General features: G+C 62.5%; 16 protein-coding genes. 9 read left to right on the forward strand and 7 right to left on the reverse strand.

Translation table 11 applies throughout. The annotated features are described in order from the left end of the window. The first annotated feature begins 50 nt into the window (after positions 1-50). Genes IB262_RS09955 through IB262_RS09970 form a run of 4 tightly spaced genes read left to right on the forward strand, consistent with a single transcriptional unit; the run spans position 51 to position 3,991 of the window. Positions 51-1,157 (forward strand): extracellular solute-binding protein, encoded by a 1,107-nt coding sequence (locus IB262_RS09955; RefSeq protein ID WP_089042993.1) that lies wholly within the window; start codon positions 51-53, stop codon positions 1,155-1,157. 29 nt (positions 1,158-1,186) lie between these two features. Further along, on the forward strand, positions 1,187-2,254 hold the full coding sequence (locus IB262_RS09960; RefSeq protein ID WP_348646895.1) for an ABC transporter ATP-binding protein: 1,068 nt from the start codon (positions 1,187-1,189) through the stop codon (positions 2,252-2,254). Between the two features lie 11 nt (positions 2,255-2,265). Further along, positions 2,266-3,183 carry an ABC transporter permease subunit gene (locus tag IB262_RS09965; protein ID WP_082566251.1) on the forward strand — a complete coding sequence of 306 codons (918 nt, stop codon included), beginning with the start codon at positions 2,266-2,268 and terminating at the stop codon, positions 3,181-3,183. Positions 3,184-3,193: 10 nt separating this feature from the next. Beyond that, positions 3,194-3,991: an ABC transporter permease gene (locus IB262_RS09970; protein ID WP_060519288.1), complete on the forward strand. Its 798-nt coding sequence runs from the start codon at positions 3,194-3,196 to the stop codon at positions 3,989-3,991. 52 nt (positions 3,992-4,043) lie between these two features. Here the strand turns inward: IB262_RS09970 and IB262_RS09975 are convergent, their stop codons facing one another. Then, the gene (locus IB262_RS09975; RefSeq protein WP_051659169.1) at positions 4,044-4,928 is read right to left on the reverse strand and encodes a LuxR C-terminal-related transcriptional regulator; all 885 of its coding nucleotides are present in this window, start codon (positions 4,926-4,928) and stop codon (positions 4,044-4,046) included. Between the two features lie 385 nt (positions 4,929-5,313). On the opposite strand from IB262_RS09975, the gene IB262_RS09980 reads away from it, so the two are divergent. From IB262_RS09980 to IB262_RS09990, 3 genes are all read left to right on the forward strand, one after another. Then, a complete protein-coding gene (locus IB262_RS09980) occupies positions 5,314-5,691 on the forward strand; it encodes a cupin domain-containing protein (RefSeq protein WP_051659170.1) in 378 nt (125 codons plus the stop codon). Positions 5,692-5,705: 14 nt separating this feature from the next. Then, entirely contained in the window at positions 5,706-7,100 is a 1,395-nt protein-coding gene (locus IB262_RS09985) for an FAD-dependent oxidoreductase (RefSeq protein WP_034789670.1), read from the forward strand. Between the two features lie 186 nt (positions 7,101-7,286). Beyond that, positions 7,287-10,271, forward strand: a complete 2,985-nt coding sequence (locus IB262_RS09990) for an autotransporter domain-containing protein (protein WP_192493535.1) — start codon at positions 7,287-7,289, stop codon at positions 10,269-10,271. A gap of 46 nt (positions 10,272-10,317) precedes the next feature. On the opposite strand, the gene IB262_RS09995 is transcribed toward IB262_RS09990, so the two are convergent. From IB262_RS09995 to IB262_RS10020, 6 genes are all read right to left on the reverse strand, one after another. Then, the gene (locus IB262_RS09995; RefSeq protein WP_060519284.1) at positions 10,318-11,400 is read right to left on the reverse strand and encodes an SGNH/GDSL hydrolase family protein; all 1,083 of its coding nucleotides are present in this window, start codon (positions 11,398-11,400) and stop codon (positions 10,318-10,320) included. 25 nt (positions 11,401-11,425) lie between these two features. Further along, the gene (locus IB262_RS10000) at positions 11,426-12,673 is read right to left on the reverse strand and encodes an SGNH/GDSL hydrolase family protein (RefSeq protein ID WP_034789684.1); all 1,248 of its coding nucleotides are present in this window, start codon (positions 12,671-12,673) and stop codon (positions 11,426-11,428) included. Between the two features lie 66 nt (positions 12,674-12,739). After that, positions 12,740-13,153, reverse strand: coding sequence for a hypothetical protein (locus IB262_RS10005; RefSeq protein ID WP_060519282.1), 414 nt, complete (start codon positions 13,151-13,153; stop codon positions 12,740-12,742). Positions 13,154-13,535: 382 nt separating this feature from the next. Next, on the reverse strand, positions 13,536-14,219 hold the full coding sequence (locus IB262_RS10010) for a response regulator transcription factor (protein ID WP_034789687.1): 684 nt from the start codon (positions 14,217-14,219) through the stop codon (positions 13,536-13,538). After that, a complete protein-coding gene (locus tag IB262_RS10015) occupies positions 14,180-15,988 on the reverse strand; it encodes a sensor histidine kinase (protein WP_082566252.1) in 1,809 nt (602 codons plus the stop codon). Before IB262_RS10015 ends, IB262_RS10010 begins: the two co-directional genes overlap by 40 nt. Continuing rightward, positions 15,985-16,152, reverse strand: coding sequence for a hypothetical protein (locus IB262_RS10020; protein WP_156400694.1), 168 nt, complete (start codon positions 16,150-16,152; stop codon positions 15,985-15,987). Before IB262_RS10020 ends, IB262_RS10015 begins: the two co-directional genes overlap by 4 nt. A gap of 317 nt (positions 16,153-16,469) precedes the next feature. Between IB262_RS10020 and IB262_RS10025 the strand changes: the two genes are divergently transcribed. Together IB262_RS10025 and IB262_RS10030 are read left to right on the forward strand one after the other, a co-directional pair. Beyond that, positions 16,470-16,901, forward strand: coding sequence for an SxtJ family membrane protein (locus tag IB262_RS10025; protein ID WP_034789693.1), 432 nt, complete (start codon positions 16,470-16,472; stop codon positions 16,899-16,901). 46 nt (positions 16,902-16,947) lie between these two features. Beyond that, a complete protein-coding gene (locus IB262_RS10030) occupies positions 16,948-17,097 on the forward strand; it encodes a DUF5989 family protein (protein WP_089043047.1) in 150 nt (49 codons plus the stop codon). Position 17,098 lies beyond the last annotated feature (1 nt).

Genomic DNA, 17,098 nt, shown 5'->3' on the forward strand with positions numbered 1-17,098 from the left:
CCGCCAATCACTTTGGCGAAAACAAAAATACGCTGTTCTTGGGAGGAACCATGCAAAAGTTAACCCGCACCGCCCTGCGCTCCATGTTCGCCGCGTCGCTCGCCGCCATCGCGGCCTCAACGACCGCCCAGGCGCAGGACAAGCTGTTCATCTACAATTTCTCCGACTACTTCGCCGAAGACACCGTTTCGAACTTCCAGGCGAAGACCGGCGTTGAAACTCGGGTGGACTTCTACGATTCCCTTGAAGTGCTCGAAACCCGGCTGCTTGCCGGCGGCAGCGGTTTCGACGTCGCCTTCCCGAGCGCCACGGTCGGCGAGCGCCTGATCCAGTCCGGCGCACTGAAGCCGATCGATGTCACAGCGCTCAAGAACTACGGCAATCTCGACAAGGACCTGTTGAAGCTTGTCGCCGAGCACGACCCGGAGAACAAGTATCTCGTTCCCTACATGTGGCTGACGACGGGCGTTGCCTACAACGCCAAGCTGGTCAACGAGCGCCTGCCCGAGGCACCGGTCAATAGCCTCGACATGTTCTTCAAGCCCGAGATCGCCCAGAAATTCCAGGACTGCGGCATCGGCATCGTCGATGCGCCGAACGAGGTGATCCCGATCGCGCTCAACTATCTCGGCCTCGATCCCTATTCCACACAGGCGGAGGATCTCGACAAAGCCAAGGAACTGCTGCTGAAGCTGCGCCCTTTTATCCGGCACATGCAAAGCGGCCAGCTCGTGGCCGACATGGCCTCCGGCCAGCTCTGCCTGGCGCTGATGTGGAGCGGCGACGCCGGCATTGCAGCGGCCCGCGCCGAAGAGGCGGAGACCGGTGTTGCGGTCGCCTACTCGATCCCGAAGGAAGGCACGATCATTTCCTTCGACACGATGGCGATCCCGGCCGACGCACCGGATCCGGAACAGGCGCTGGCTTTCATCGACTATATCCTCGAGCCGAAGACGGTCGCCGCGATCAGCAATCACGTCTTTTACGCCAACGCCAATGCCGCGGCGACGGCAGAGGTCGACGCCGGCATCCGAGACAACCCGAACATCTATCCGCCTGCCGAGGTCCGTTCCAAGCTCTTCGTCGACAAGTCGCTGCCACCGCGCCAGACGCGCGAGCGCACCCGCGTCTGGTCAGCATTCCGGGCCGGCCAATAGGCCAACCGTCAACAGCAGGACCAGATCCCGTGCCATCCTATATTTCGATCGAAAACCTGGCGAAGTCCTATGGCGTCGTCACGGCCGTCAACAACATCAACCTCGGCATCGAGAGGGGCGAATTCTTCTCGCTCCTTGGGCCCTCCGGCTGCGGAAAGTCGACGCTGCTGCGGATGATCGCCGGCTTCGAGACGCCGACCTCGGGCGCGATCAGGCTGGAAGGCGCCGACGTCACCGACGTTCCGGCGCATCGGCGTCCGACCAACATGATGTTCCAGTCCTACGCGCTCTTTCCGCATCTGACGGTCGGCAAGAACATCGCCTTCGGATTGCACCAGGACGGTCTCGACAAGAGCGAGATCAGGAAGCGGATCGACGAGGTCTCGGAAAAGCTGCAACTGACCGCACTGCTCGATCGCAAGCCGGCGCAGCTTTCCGGCGGCCAGCGCCAGCGCGTGGCGCTCGCCCGCGCGCTGGTCAAGCGGCCGAAGGTGTTGCTGCTTGACGAGCCCTTGGGCGCGCTCGACAAGAACCTGCGCACCGAAACCCAACTCGAACTCGTCCGCCTGCAACGCGAACTCGGTCTCACCTTCATCATCGTCACCCACGACCAGCACGAGGCGATGACCGTTTCCACCCGCATCGCCATCATGAAACAGGGACAGGTGCTGCAGGTCGGCTCGCCGTCAGATGTCTACGAGGCGCCGCGGTCGCGCTACGTCGCGAAGTTCCTTGGCGAAACCAATGTCTTTGCCGGCGGACGATCGGAACGCGATGGCGAAGAACTGCGGATCGAAAGCGATGAGGCCGGCGGCGGTGTCCGCGCCGCCTTCACCGACCGGGTGGCGCTCGACCGGCCGTTCTGGGTTTCGGTCCGCCCTGAACGGGTAGAGCTTGCAACTTCGGGCAGCGGCCTCGAAGGCACCGTGGAACAGCTCACCTATACCGGTGTCGAGAGACACTACCGCGTGCGGCTGAAGTCGGGCGCGACGCTCGACGCGCGCCGGGTCAATCTCGGCGCCGAGAGCGATCTTCGCGTCGGCGACCGCGTGTACGCAAACTGGCCGCCGCAGGCAAGCCGGCTGCTGGCCGAATAGGAGGTCGACCCTTGTCTTCCATCGCCCATTCTTCCGCAGCCGCCCCCTCCGCAAAGGCGAACTGGGGCAAGCGCCTGCTGATCGCCATCCCCTATGCCTGGCTGCTGGTGTTGTTCCTCGCGCCCTTCGCGCTGGTTGCCGGTATCAGCCTTTCGACCGTCCGCCTCGGCATGCCGCCATTCGAGCCGCTGACCGCCTGGGACGGCTCGATCCTGAACCTCAGGCTGAATTTCGAGAATTTCCTCTATGTGCTGACCGACGACACCTATCTTCTGGCGTATCTGACGAGCCTCAAGATCGCGGCGATCTCCACGGCTGCCATGCTCTTCATCGCCTATCCCCTCGCCTATGGCATCGCGTCCTGCTCGCCCTCCTCCAGGTCCCTGCTGGTCTTTCTGGTGATCGTGCCGTTCTGGAGCTCGATGCTGATCCGCGTCTATTCCTGGATGAGCATTCTCAGGAACGACGGTCTTTTGAACGCGCTGCTTTTAAAGATCGGGCTGATCAGCGAGCCGCTGCGAATCCTCAACACCGAGACGGCGATCTATATCGGCATCGTCTACACCTACCTGCCCTTCATGGTGCTGCCGATCTATTCGACCTTGAGCAGCGCCGATCGGACTTTGATCGAGGCGGCGCGCGATCTCGGCTGCTCGCGCATCTCCGCCTTCTGGCGGGTCACCTTCCCGTTGAGCCTGCCCGGCGTGCTCGCGGGCTGCGCGCTGGTCTTCATCCCGGTCGTCGGTGAATTCGTGATCCCGGATCTCTTGGGTGGCGCCGACACGCAGATGATCGGCCGCGCCATCTGGCTCGAATTCTTCAACAACCGCGACTGGCCGATGGCCGCTGCCGTGACCATCGTCTTGCTCGCTCTGCTGGTCGTACCGATCGTCTATTTCCAGTCGCGCCAATCGCGTGAACAAGGCTGAGGAGCAAGCCATGACAAAACCAAGCTGGTTCAATCGGCTGTCGATCCTGTTCGGTCTTGCCTTCCTCTATCTGCCGATCGTCGTGCTCGTCGTCTACAGCTTCAACGGCTCGAAGCTCGTGACGGTCTGGGGCGGCTTCTCCACCCAATGGTATGCGACTGTTCTCAACAATCCCTCGATCATCGAGGGCGCTAAAGTCAGCTTCCTGGTCGCGGCGGTCTCGGCCACCGCCGCCACCCTTCTCGGCACGCTTGCCGCCGTCGTCATGGTGCGGCTGCGTCGCTTCCGTGGCCGGGCACTGCTGAATGGCATGCTGCTCGCCCCGATGGTGATGCCCGAGGTGGTGATGGCCGTGTCGATGCTTCTGATGTTCGTGACGCTCGGGATCGACCGCGGGCCGCTCACCATCACGCTGGCGCACACCACCTTCACGCTCTGTTTTGCGACTGTCGTCCTGCAATCGCGGCTGGTCGAACTCGACCCCTCATTGGAGGAGGCGGCGCGCGATCTCGGCTGCCCTCCGGCAAAGGCGTTCGTCAGCGTCGCCTTACCGAACATGATCCCGGCGCTGGTCTCCGCCTGGCTGCTGTCCTTCACCCTGTCGCTGGACGACCTGGTCATCTCGAGCTTCACGACCGGGCCGGGTGCATCGACCCTGCCGATGAAGATCTATTCACAGATCAAGTTCGGCGTGACGCCGGAGATCAACGCGATCTCGACGATTATCCTCGGCATCGTCGTGTTTGGATTGGTGGCCGCTCAACTGGTCTCGCGGCGCTCCGAACAACGGGTGAGCGCTGCGGCGTGAGGTAACTCTGGGGAAGATAGACTTCCCCGGAATTCCCGCCAAATGCGCCGGGTCAGTGCGGCCTCAGCGCGCCAGCCGGCGAAAGATACGTGGCCAGCGGATCCTCGAAGGCATTGCTTGCCGAAGATACGGCATCGATAAACAGCGAGAACAGTGCCGTCTGCGAAGTGATGTCGAGCTTGGCGTAGAGGTTGCGGCGATGCAGCTTGACGGTCGCCGGCGAGATGCCGAGCTTTTCGGCAGCACCCTTGACCGAGTAACCGCGCAGGATCATCTGCGCCACCTGGCATTCGCGATCGGTCAGCAGGCTGCGGCCAAAATTGCGCACCGCCTGCGCCAGGGCGCTTTGAAGCGGCGAGCCGTCGTCGCCCAGGCCTTCGGGTCTGAGGTCGCGATAATGCCGAAGCACGGCCATGCTGATGAGCGGCGCCGCATTCTGCAGGAAATCCTGATCTTCGCCGCTGAAGGCCGCGTGCGCATGGCGCCGCGCCAGAGAGATTGCGATCTTCGTGTCGGCATCGATGCCGATGAAGACGTTGAATTCGTCGTGCAGGCCCGAATGCCGGTAGTAGTCGCGGTAGTACTGCGACCGGTCGAAGGACGGATCGATTTGCCGAAGGCGATAAAGCCCGTCGTCGCCATTGTCGAGCGCCAGCCGGTAGAACGGATCCATCCGGTACGGCCCCTGCAGATAGGCGCGAATATCCGACAGCCCCCTGTCCGTGCGCCAGTCGTTAAACAGGATCTTCGGCGCGGCGTCGCGTCGATAGAGGAGCATCAGCCCGGCATCGATCGCAATGTGCCGCTTGAGCGAATGTGTCAGCCGGTCCTGGAAATCCGAACGGCCCACCCCCTCCATCAGCGACAGCGCCAGATCGCCTACACCGGACACCTGCTGCGCCGGCGCGCAGACTTTGATGATCGTATCGTCGTTCATATTGTTCTCCTCCAAGCGCAGACTAGGCGAAGGTTGGGTTGGTCGCAAGTAACGGAATTTCACTACGGGATTTCCAAAACTATCTTTTGGCGAACCAAAACAACGGCATAGGGGGCCGACATCCGGCGGGGCAAGGCCTTACGGCGCGGCACGGATCGCCCGCCTCGGAGCGAACCTAGCCCTTTGGCGTATTCCGAGCAGCGATATCGACGCCTAGAAAAATGATGCAAGCCGCACAGTAGATCCGCGGCAGGCAAGGCGGCACGTGACTGTCGAGACGGCATATTGATCTCGGACATCCTATCGTTCCGTAGAAGAATGAAACAACGAAACCCTGGCGCGCGGCCGATCGACTTGGCGCTCGTCTTTCTGAACTGGAGTGAACATGTCGAAGGTCATCAAACTCGGGCGCGATGGTGTCGGCCTCAACGCGCTTGAAAAATGCAGCGTCGTGCCGCCGGAGGCGATCCTTTCGGGCTTTGCGGACGAGCTCGGCGACGTTCATTTCGAAAGCCCCGATAAGGCCGTCGTCATCGGCACGTGGCAGTCGACGCCCTATGCGGAAATGCTCTCCTATCCCGATGGCAATGAATACAGCGTCATCCTCTCTGGCAAGGTCGCGATCACCAACCCGGATGGCTCGGTCGAGACCTTTTCGGCGGGCGAAAGCTACGTGCTTCCAGCCGGCGTCGAAGTGCGTTTCGAAGTGCTGGAGACGATGCGCAAGGTCTACGTCCTCTACACCGCCCCTGCCGCGAAGTGATGTGAGCCGTCCTCATGACCCAGGTAAGAAACAAAGCCCTTGCAGACGTGACGATGACGCCCTTCTGGCTCGACCGGCCGGATGCGCCCGAGCCGCGAGAGCGACTGACGCGTCATCTGAAGGCCGACCTTCTCGTTGTGGGTGGCGGCTTTACCGGGTTGTGGGGCGCCATCCAGGCAAAGCAGCGCCAGCCCGAGATCGACGTCATTCTGATCGAGAAAGGCTCGGTCGCCAACGGCGCCTCGGGTCGGCCGGGCGGTGTCGTCTCAACCTCGGTCATGCACGGGCTGTCGAACGCCGTGCGCATTTTCCCGAAAGACATCGCAGCGCTCGAGAAGCTCGGCCAGGAGAACATGCACGGCTTTCTCAAGACGCTTGAGGAGCATGCGATCGACTGTCATGCCGAGTGGGGCGGGGAGCTAACGGTCGCGGTCGACGACGCCCATATCGAAGCGCTGCACGAGGAGCACGAGCTTCACCTGAAGTACGGCCACCAGGCGGTCTTCCTCGATCAGAGCGCCGTCCGCGCCGAAATCAATTCGCCGCGCTACAAGGCCGGCGTCTGGTCGAAGCATATCTGCGGCACGGTGCATCCGGCGCTGCTGGCGTTCGGACTGAAACGGGTCGCGCTCACGCTCGGCGTACGGATCTTCGAAAACACCGAACTGACAGGCCTTGAAGACCTCGGCGACCGGATGAAGGCACACGCGGCTTCCGGCAGCGTGACCGCGCCGAAGGTGCTGCTCGCCACCAACGCCTTTGCCGCCGGCCACAGGAAGATCAAAAACAGGGTCGTCGCCGTGCGCGATCGGGTGCTGGCGACAGAGCCCCTGTCAGCGGAGCAGATGGCAGCGATCGGCTGGAGCCATCGTCAGGGCGTTTACGACACTCGCACCCAGATGAACTACATGCGGCTCACCAAGGACAACCGGATCATCTTCGGCGGCCGCCTCGCCTATGCCTTCGCCGGCGATCCGTTTCCGTCGATCGACCGGGAACTCGATACCTATGAGCCCCTTGCCGCCGCTTTCTTCGACACCTTTCCACAGCTCGAAGGCCTGCGCTTCAGCCATGCCTGGAGCGGGCCGATCGACCTCAGCACCCGCATGGCCGTACACTTCCAGCGTTACCATGACGAAAAGGTCGTTTATGCCGGCGGCTATTCTGGCTTCGGCGTCTCGGCCTCACGTTTCGGCGCGCGCATAGCGCTCGATATCCTCGACGGCTCGAAGACCCCGGAGAGCCGGCTGGATTTCGCCACCAGCCTTCCGAATACGATCCCACCCGAGCCGTTCCGCTGGCTCGGCGCCCAGATCACCATGTATGCGCTCGACACCGCCGACAAGTCCGGTGGCTGGCGCAGGCCGTGGCTCAAGATGGTCTCGGCCATGGGCTTCCCGCTCAGTTGATCATGCGTTTCCCGGCGGCTTCAAAGGGCAAGCGGAGCCGAGACTTTCGGCTCTGCCACCGGGCGATGGCGGTGGCCCATCCGGCCCGGGAGCAACGGTGGTAGTAAATCGTTAACCATGATTAGATAGCCAAAGCTACCCATTCCGCTGGCTGATTCGCGAGCGTTCGTAGCACCGGCGGCACCCATGCGACAAACACCGCTCGCGGTCCTTTCCAAACGCCTCGGCCTTTTCACGGCACTAGCCTCTCTTGCCGTCTCGACACCGGCGCTTGCCCAGTCCGTTTGGACCGGGGGAGCCGACAACGAATTCGGCAACGGCGCGAACTGGGCGCCCGCCCTGCCCGGCGCGAGCGACGCAGCGGAGGTCAACACCGGCTCTCCGCAGGTCAACGACGGCCGTACGATCCGCCAGCTTGGCGTCGACGGCGGCAATGTCACCATCTCCAACACCGGCGCGCTGACCGTCACCAACGGTAGCACGATCAATTCCGGGAGCGTCAGCATCAACGCGGGCGGCGCACTCACCTCCAATGTCGAGCTGAACGGCGGCAGCCTGTCGATCGATGGGGACCTCAACGGAAGGCTGACGCTGAACAACGGCAACGTGTCGGTGAACGGAACGCTGGACAGCGCCAGCGTCGGCAGCGCCACGTCGCTTTCCAACAACGGCGAGGTTGGTGACGTCAAAGTCTCGGCTGGGGGCACTTTCGTGAACAACACCGGCGCCGTCGCCGGCGCGACGGTGAATGCCGGCACCGCCTCCAACGCCGGAACCATGGGCTCGCTGACGAACACCCAGGGGAACTTCACCAACAATACCGGCGGCACGATCACCGGGAAAACGACGGTGGCGGGCGGAACCGTCACCAACAACTTCGTCGTCACCGACGCGGATGTCGCGGCAGCGGCCGCCTTCGTCAACAACAATGGCGCAACTGCGGGCGCGATTACCAACGCCGGCACGGTCTCGAACGCTGGCACCATCGCATCGGTGCGCAACGACGCCGGAAGCTTCACGAACAATTTCGGCGGCGAAGTGACCGGCGAAACCACGGTCTCTGGCGGCGCCGTCAACAACAACGCGACCCTCGGTACGGTCACCGTCGGCGCGGGCGGCACCTTCACGAACACGTCGGGGGCAAGCGCCGGCGCGGTCACCAACAGCGGCGCCGCGTCGAATGCCGGCACGATCGCCGGACTTACCAACACAGCCGGAAACTTCGCCAACAATGCCGGTGGCACAGTCACCGGCAAGACGACGGTTACAGGCGGCACCGTGACGAACAATTTCGTCGTTAGCGACGCCGACGTCGCGGCCGCGGCAGCCTTCGTCAACAACAGCGGCGCCGTGGCCGCCAACGTCACCAACGCCGGCACCCTGTCCAATGCCGGAACCATCGCTTCCGTGCGCAACGATGGCGGATCCTTCACCAACAACGGCAACGGCACGGTGACCGGAAAGACAACCGTCGCCGGCGGCAGCGTCGTCAACAATGCGGCGCTCGCCGACGTCGAGATCGGTGCCAACGGCACTTTCACCAATAACAGCGGCGCGACTGCCGGGGCAGTTTCCAACGCCGGCACCGGGTCGAACGACGGAACCATCGCTTCGCTCGCAAACAGCGGCGGCCTCTTCCAAAACACCGGCACGATCAGCGGCGCGGCGAACATCACGGGCGGCGCTCTCGTCAACCAGGGTACGGTCGCCGGGACGGTCGAAATCTTCGACGGCGGTCTCTTGTCCGGCAGCGGCATCGTCGGCAGCCTGACGGTCAATGCCGGCGGCGTGGTCTCTCCCGGCCCGGGCATCGCGGTTGCCACCGTCAACGGCGACCTGACGTTCCGTTCGGGCTCGATCTATCAGGTGGATGTGGATGCGGCGGGGCAATCCGACCGCCTGGCCGTTTCGGGCGCGCTTTCGCTTGAGGGCGGCAGGCTAGCGGTCCTCGCCGGCAGCGGCGTCTATGACCCGTCGACGAGCTACACGATCGCTTCCGCCGGCACTGTCAGCGGCCGGTTCGATGCGGTGACAAGCAATCTTGCGTTCCTGTCGCCGACGCTGACCTATGGCGCCACCGGCATCGATCTGAGGCTCGACCGGAACGACGTTGCGTTCGCGGACCTCGCAGAAACCGCCAATGGGCGCGCAGCAGCAAGCGCTGTCGAAGCGCTGGGCGTCACGAGCCCGCTCACGCTGGCCGTGCTCTCGCTGGATGATGCAACGGCCGCAAGCGCCTTTTCCCAGCTGAGCGGCGAGGTACACGCCTCAGTCAAGAGCGCGCTGATGTGGGACAGCCGTTTTCCGCGGGACGCCATTCTGGAGCGCGCGGGCTCGGCCGTCTCGACCCTTCAGGAAACCGAGGACGCCGTCTTCTGGACGTCGGGTTTTGCAGGCGCGGGCCATTTGTCCGGTGACGGCAACGCAGCCGCTATCGGTAACCGCACGGCGGGTGCCCTCGTCGGCGCTGATACGGCGGTTTCCGACGATTGGCGCCTCGGTGGGATCCTCGGCTACAGCCATCTCACCGCTCAGCCGCAGGCGCGTGTCGATGCTTACCATGCGGGCCTCTACGGATATGGGAACATCGGGGCGCTGAACCTTGCAGGCGGCGCGATCTATAGCCACAACGAGGTTTCGTCGGAGCGTGACCTCGCCTTCGACTCGTTCACAGACCGCCTGACCGCCGACTACGACAGCACTGTTGCCCAGGTGTTCGCCGACCTTTCCTTCACGCTCAGCGCAGACGACATCAGGCTTCAGCCGTTCGCAAACCTGGCCTATGTCTATCTCGATACCGATGCGTTCAAGGAAAACGGTGGTTCGGCGGCGCTCTCGGCAGAAGGTGCCACTGACGACGCCATGCTTACGACCATCGGCGTGCGCTGGTGGGCGAATCTGCCGATAGACCAAATGCCGATCTCAGCCTCCGGCATGCTCGGCTGGCGCCATGCGGAAGGCGACCTTTCGCCGTCCGCGCGCCTTGCCTTTGCCGGTGCCAGCCCCTTCACCATCGCAGGCGTGCCCATCGCGCGCGATGCGCTGGTGGTGGAAGCGGGCATTTCCGCCCGGCTCTCCAAATCCGCGCGGCTGGCAATCACCTATCTCGGCGAATTCGGCGACGGCGCGCGGTCGAGTGCCGGCCGCGCAAACCTGATCGTCGATTTTTGACGCGCATGTCTCCGACCAGGACGTTCAGCAGCCGGTCGCGCTAGCCTCACGGCTGGACCTTGGCGACCGATCCGGCTCCGGCGAAGAGGTCCGGATAGGAGCGTTCCAGCGTTCCGGCGATCGCGGCGGCGAAGCGCTCGTTGGCGATCCGGTTCGGGTGCGCATCCGATGGCGATACCCACAGCGTTTCGGGAACGAGATCCTCGACCGAGGGGCGAAGATCGAGGAAGGGAACCCCCTCGCTTTCGGCGATCTTCTCGACCGCGCCGGTGACTTCCGGGAACGGATACTGCTTGACTTCATGCAGTTCGGGATAGTTGACGAGCACGAGCTTGATGCCACGTTCGCGGCAGAAGCTGATCAGCCGCCGCATGGCATCCTGCCCTTCCGTCCAGCCGGGCTGGTCGTCTTCATAGAGGCCCCGGTAATAGGCCTTCCAGTCCGCCCGACCGAGGAAGATGCGCGAGATTTTGTCGACCGCCGAGGCGAGTACGACATAGGCCTGCGAATACTCGCCCCAGCCGACCTCGTGACGGCGCGGCGTCGGCTCGGCATCGTTGATGAAATAGTTGAGGACGACCACGTCCGGCTTGAGCTCGACGCCCTTGGTCATGAAATAGGCGACTTCCATCTGGGTGTTGTAGTTGCCGACACCGGTGTTGATCACCTCGTATTTCGGCGCCCCCTGGCTGCCGCCGTTGAGGACCGTTTCCAGCAGCCTGGAGGGCGTATCTTCCTCTTTGACGCCCCAGCCGAAGGTCAGCGAATCCCCGAGCATCATCACCCGCGTCGTCCCGGCGGCAACCGGGCCGATTTCGCGGTTGCGCAGGCCGATCGAGTTGATGCTGACCGGCACACCCATGAAGACGCCGCTCGAATTGGGAATATGCTCGTGGCCGATCGCCGGCTCGGCGCTGACCCGTTTCAGGTCGCGGGCGTATTTCCACATCTCGAGGTCGAAATCCATGCCGTTGTCGAAGACGGTGCGCGCCATGCCTTCGATCATGAGGCCGCAAAGGGCGAGGCTGAAAGCCGTCGCGAGAACCGCAAGCAGGGCTCGCTTGAGAATGGAGGATTTCCGGACGCTGTTTTGTTCCATTTGAACGACGCGTGTTACATTGGAATTCATCGGATCTTCCTTTCAGGTCCGCCGATTACTGTCCGACCTGAGAAAACTTCAGGCAATCTGGCTCCACCGGAGCGGTTTTTACGAACTGGTGCTCGCCGACCGTCAGGCCCTTGCCGCCGCTCCAATCATTGACCAGCCACTGGTCGATCGCCTCGGCCACAAGAAAATGTCCGAGCGGAGAAAGGTGCTTGTCGCCGATGCCATAGGTTTTCATCGGATCGTTGGCGGAGAGCTTTTCGGTCGGATCGACCACGTACACTCCGGGCGTCGCAGCGGCGAGCGCCTTGATCATTTCGCGCTGCTTTTCCGGCTGCAGGCCGTCGTCGCGACCAACCAGTTCCGCCCAGCCCGGGAGGATGACGACGAGCAGCTCGGCGCCGTTGGCGCGGGCATCGTCGGCAAGCCGGACGAACAGGCGCCGCGTCAGCTCGATCGCATGGCCGATGTCACGCCGGGACGCCCGGTCGCCAACATAGGGTCTGAGCAGGGTCGAGTAGAACCAGTTGTAGAGCTTGCTGTTCTGCCACAGGTACAGATGTGCCTGCAAAGCGAGGCTGGGCTTCTTGGTTCCGCTACCGGCCGGCTCGACCGTGATATCGATGGACGAGGGCGTCAGAACCGCACGCTCGGCATTGTCCTCAAGGTCGGTGCTGAGCGAGAGCCCGACGACGACGAGGTTATGAGGGATGCTGTGGCCCTTGTCCTCATAGACCCGGATCTCGTTCGGCTGGCCGTAGCCGCCGGTGCCGTAGTTCTTGAGCAGCAGTTGCGGGTGCCATGCGTTCAGGAGCGAGCTGAAGGTTTCGCTTTCCTTGACGAGCGAGCCGCGCACCATGGAATCGCCGAGGACGAACACCGGCGAACCCGTGCCCGTCGCATTGTCGCGGAAACCGTCGCGGTTGATCTGGACGCGGTTCCAAGGATCGAGCGGGCTGAAACGCTCGAAGTAGCTGTTGCCCGGTATTTCCGTATAGCCGTAGAGCGCGTGCGACTGATGCCGCCCCCGCGGCACGCCGCAATAGACATATTCGCCCTCGCCGACCGGAAGCTGCAGGCTCGGCACCAGACGCAGCAGCAGTTCGCACAGCAGAATGGCGACAAGTCCCGAAACGAGAATGATCAGCCCATCCATGACACCGCCGAAATTGCGCGAACGGCGCATGCGTTGCAGGATTCCGCTCGATTGAGGCTTGTTCTGATCGATGAAATCCGCAGGCGTCGCCGTCGGATTGTTGTTGTTGAGCGCATCCTGACGTTCGGCTTTTCGGGGCATGTCAGCTGACACCTTGATTGTGCGATCTGTGTTGAAGCATTTCGGATGATTGCCGCATCGCCCGGTTCAGGCGCTTCCGGCCTCGCGCCAATAGGACCGTGCCAGGCTGGCGAGATAGGTGGTCGTGCGCCTCGATGTCTTTGCGACGGAGGGACGCTTCGGTTCGTCGGAGCCTGCGTGTTCGCCAGTATCTGCGAGCCGGATGCGCTTGGAGGAATCCGGCCGCAGGAGCTCGATCGGTCGAAGCAGCCCGGGCAAAGTCCCGTAGCCGGTCAACTGATCGCGAAACAGGCTGGTCGCGGCATAGACGACATCCGCCGTCTCGACCGCTTCCCGCACGCGGGCATCATCCGAAATCTTGACGTAAAGCACGCCAGGAATGAAAAGAGGCAACGTCGGCACCACGGGATCCAGGATCCGGTTGACCGCGGCCGGCGTCACCTCGTTTAAAACGAAGACGGTAAGCCGCTTCTGGCTCAAACGATAACCCTTTATGATTATCTCGACCGGAAGCCGACCGTCTGTTTCAGCTATTTCAATAACACTTTGAACATGCATAGTGGCTCTCCGGAACAGAGAAGAACACCGTCAATATCTTCAGAATACGAAAACATGAACTTATTCGTTATATAGCGACATGAGCTTCGGAGGTTTCACTTCTCTGCCGGAGACGCCTTACAATTCCGAACTCTATCCTAGGATTTTCGTTCTGAATATATCCAGATGGATATACTCCGGCCCTGTTTCTTACAGTTCGCTTGCGGCAGAAAGCGCCGGTCGCGGCGTCTCGTCGCGGGCTGGATGTTTTCGAAAGGGGAGGCTCAGGCCAGAAGCAGGGGGCCTGCAAGCGCGGGCGACGCCGTCATAGTGGGCTCTTCGGGAGCCGGTTCGCCAGATTGGCCAGCTCGACGCGCGTCGAGATTCCGAGCTTGCTGTAGATGCTGTGGAGATGCAGCTTGACCGTGCCCGGCGATATGCCGAGCCGGGCACCGATCTCCTTGCTGCGGATCCCCGAGGCCGCCAGCCGCGAGACCTCGATCTCGCGCTGTGTCAGGAGGTCGACGCCCCGGGTCTCAACGGCCTCCTGCGCGCGTATCCGCTCGATCGCGGACTTCAGCGCCTGATCCTGGAAATAGGTCTTGCCGCTGGCCACGACATTCATGCAGTCGAGCAGGGTGTCCGGGGCCTGTTCCTTGAGGACGATGCCGTTCACTCCGAGCCGGATCGCTTCGGCAACCTGATCGTCACCGATATCAGCCGTCAGGATGACGATCGCGATCTGCTGTCGGTGGGCGCTGCGCACCCGGCGTATGAATTCGAGCCCGTCCATATGCGGCATGCGAAGATCTGCGACGACGATATCGGCGCCCCGCTCGGACAGAACCTGCAGCGCATCGGTCGCACGCTCGCAGGTCGCCACCACCTCCCAGCCGGGCACGGTCTCGATCAGCCGGCGAAGCCCGTCGAGCACGATCAGATGATCGTCGACGACGACCGCGCGCAACGCTATTGCGGCATTGGCAGCATGACGACCACTCGAGTCCATTCCGCTATCCTTTCGATCGCAAGTTTTCCGCCACGCGCTGCCGCCCGTTCACGCAGGCTCCGCGGTCCGATTTTTTCTCGTTCAAGCTCGGCATGGTCAAGACGCTCACCATAACCGAAGCCGACCCCGTCGTCGTCGATCGTCAGCACGATCGATCCGTTGTCGATGCTGAGCGTGATCCTGACCTTCTGCGCGCCGCCGTGCCTGACCGCGTTGGCGGTCGCTTCGGACGTCATGCGCGCAAGCTCGTAGGTCAGCGCCAGCGGCAGGTCGATGCCGGACGGCGGGTCGAAGGCGATCGAGACGTCGATCTGCCATTGCTGCCGCAGCCGTGCGGCCACCGCTTCCAGTTGACGCTCGAGCTGCATTTCGCCGGTAGCCTGGAGATTGCCACCCGGCTCGAGCGCGCGGATGAAGCCGCGAAGCTCCCGCTGTTCTTCGAGCAGCATCGCCTGGATGGCCTCGAGGCGTTCAGCAAGCACATCCGGCCCCGCATCCTTGAGCTTGCGCAGCGACTGAAGCTGCAGTGCTGTGCCCGCAAGCGCCTGAAGCACCCCGTCGTGCAGGTCGCGGCCGATGCGGATGCGCTCGTCGACGGCCGCCTCGTCACTCAGGCGTCTAACCAGGATCGCCTGTTCGAACAGCGCCTTGATCCTGTCGGCGATGATCTCCGCGATCGCCACGTCATCGAGCGTGAGCGCAGGCGGCTCCAGAACGAAGAGGCGCGCCTGCAGATCGTCGACCTGGAAGAAGGTCGAGACCGCGGCGTTGATGTTGAAAGCTTCCACAAGCGCTGGCGAGATCGGGGGATCGGGATCCGACCATTGATGAAACCGCCCCTCGCCGATATGCACGAGAACGCGACCACGCGCGGCCTCGGTGACAAGCAGGCTGCTGCGCAGCAATTTTTCGTCCGTCCAGGTACCGAAGGCATCGGGCGGCATCTGCATGACCTCGAGTTCGCCTTCGTTCCACAGGGCCGCATAGGTCCAGGGCTCCTCCGCATCGGTCCACAACAAGAGGGCCCGCGGAACCAGCATGACATGGGCGGCATAATCGAGGGCCGCGCGCGCCGGCCACTCGCGTCCCCGCGGCTGGCTCGGTGTTCGCTGCACCAGCCGAAGAAGCTCGGCCCGGACCGCCTCCTGGTGTGCGCCCAGCCAGACGAGCAGCGCAGCCGCAACGAAGATGAAGAGGATCCGCGAGGCGTTCGTCGTCGTATCGGCATCCGGATCGAGCATATCGCCGGCATCGAAGTAACCGAGGTAGAGCAGGGCCGCCAGGCAGACGAGACCGGTGTAGAGCGCCCCGCGCCAGCGCCAGTGCAGCGTCGCGGACAGCAAAGTGAACGGCATCAGCATGAAGAACGGGCTTGCCGGGCCGTCGGTCATCGACATGAAGATCGCAAACGCCGCGACATCGATGATGTGACGCACCAGCGTGCCGCGCACGCGCGAAATCTCCGTGCGCCAGACGAGGAAGGCGGCCGCGATGGCATAGAAGAGATAGCCGATCAGCAGGAAGTAGATGGGCTCTGGCGGCAGCGGCACGTGAACGGAATCGAGCCAGGCGATCCAGACGCTGCCGAGCGCCAGCAGAATGCGCCCGACGGCGATCACCTTGTCGGAACGAGCTCGGAAGGTGTTCGTCCAGACCTTGCGGCCGGACGCCTGGTCCAGATCCATCGGCGCGCCGGCACCGTGTGGTGGAGCGGCCGCCGTCGGGCTCACGCGGCGGGCGCTGAAACGGTTTGACGGCTCTAGCTTCATGCCAAGTCTCCGCTCTGCGCCGCCCCTTTGAAAACAACCCTGCGCGTGACGAGCGAGAATAAATCAAATCGCGGCCACCGACCGTCGCCGACCGCATCTTCGACGACGAGGACGGCACGGCCCTGGCAGCCGCTGCAATCAGCATATTCAAGTGTCGTCAGCATACGCTCGTCTCTTCCAGCGCTCAAATGCATTCGCCACCAGTATAGCCAAGGTTACGCGCGCGCGCCCGGACCACACGAACCTTGCACTGCTGCAGGCAAGCCCTGGAACAGGGCCGACCGGCGGACATCAACCCGAGTATCAGAAGATCGCGCCAAGAATCGTAAGCCGGATATGACCCTCTATATCCATTGGCATATTGACCTACCCCAGTATTTGCCGCTCATATTCTCCCAATATAAATGACTAAAGAGTTTTTCATTCGTCGGCACAATGAAAATTGTGCGTTTTTTAGCTAACCGCTTTGAGGTGGATAGCAATGAGCATTTCTCACGGACCACTGAACGAGAAGCCCCCGGAAGGACCGTCGAACAGAAGTTTCGGCTACACCGTCGGTGGCATCCTTACCCTGATCGCGCTCGTGAAATGGTGGCGGGCTTCCGAGATTACGACCGTAACGGCTGTGCTCGCCCTGATCGGCGTGGTTCTGGTCGTGCTGGCCCTGATCGCGCCTTCGACCCTGACACGCGCCAACCATCTCTGGATGCGGCTCGGCCTTGTGCTGTTCAAGATCGTCAATCCGGTCGTGATGTTCCTGATCTACGTCACGACCTTCGTGCCGATCGGCATTTATCTCAGGCTTCGCGGCAATGACGCGCTGACCGAACAGTTCGACAAGAACGCCAAGACCTACTGGATCGACAAGCCACAGGGCGAAGCAGCCCAGGCAACGATGAAAAACCAGTTCTGAAATTTGAAGAACCTATCCCTTATTGTATCGGACAGAGGACACGAAAATGGACCTTGCTAGGGAACTCCTGTCTTACATGGGCAACCGGAAGAAATACTGGTTGCTGCCGATCCTGGTCATGACGACCATCTTCGGAACCCTGGTGGTACTGACGCAGGGAACGGCCGTCGCCCCCTTCATCTATACGCTGTTCTAGG

The organism is Ensifer sp. ENS02, from assembly GCF_014851885.1.
In the GTDB taxonomy this organism is placed as follows: domain Bacteria; phylum Pseudomonadota; class Alphaproteobacteria; order Rhizobiales; family Rhizobiaceae; genus Ensifer; species Ensifer adhaerens.

Bases quoted from the DNA above. Each gene is read 5' to 3' on its own strand.
- IB262_RS09955 (WP_089042993.1), top strand. From the start codon at position 51: ATGCAAAAGTTAACCCGCACCGCCCTGCGCTCCATGTTCGCCGCGTCG.
- IB262_RS09970 (WP_060519288.1), top strand. From the start codon at position 3,194: ATGACAAAACCAAGCTGGTTCAATCGGCTGTCGATCCTGTTCGGTCTT.
- IB262_RS09975 (WP_051659169.1), bottom strand. From the start codon at position 4,928: ATGAACGACGATACGATCATCAAAGTCTGCGCGCCGGCGCAGCAGGTG.
- IB262_RS09980 (WP_051659170.1), top strand. From the start codon at position 5,314: ATGTCGAAGGTCATCAAACTCGGGCGCGATGGTGTCGGCCTCAACGCG.
- IB262_RS09985 (WP_034789670.1), top strand. From the start codon at position 5,706: ATGACCCAGGTAAGAAACAAAGCCCTTGCAGACGTGACGATGACGCCC.
- IB262_RS09990 (WP_192493535.1), top strand. From the start codon at position 7,287: ATGCGACAAACACCGCTCGCGGTCCTTTCCAAACGCCTCGGCCTTTTC.
- IB262_RS09995 (WP_060519284.1), bottom strand. From the start codon at position 11,400: ATGAATTCCAATGTAACACGCGTCGTTCAAATGGAACAAAACAGCGTC.
- IB262_RS10000 (WP_034789684.1), bottom strand. From the start codon at position 12,673: ATGCCCCGAAAAGCCGAACGTCAGGATGCGCTCAACAACAACAATCCG.
- IB262_RS10010 (WP_034789687.1), bottom strand. From the start codon at position 14,219: ATGGACTCGAGTGGTCGTCATGCTGCCAATGCCGCAATAGCGTTGCGC.
- IB262_RS10015 (WP_082566252.1), bottom strand. From the start codon at position 15,988: ATGAAGCTAGAGCCGTCAAACCGTTTCAGCGCCCGCCGCGTGAGCCCG.
- IB262_RS10020 (WP_156400694.1), bottom strand. From the start codon at position 16,152: ATGCTGACGACACTTGAATATGCTGATTGCAGCGGCTGCCAGGGCCGT.
- IB262_RS10025 (WP_034789693.1), top strand. From the start codon at position 16,470: ATGAGCATTTCTCACGGACCACTGAACGAGAAGCCCCCGGAAGGACCG.
- IB262_RS10030 (WP_089043047.1), top strand. From the start codon at position 16,948: ATGGACCTTGCTAGGGAACTCCTGTCTTACATGGGCAACCGGAAGAAA.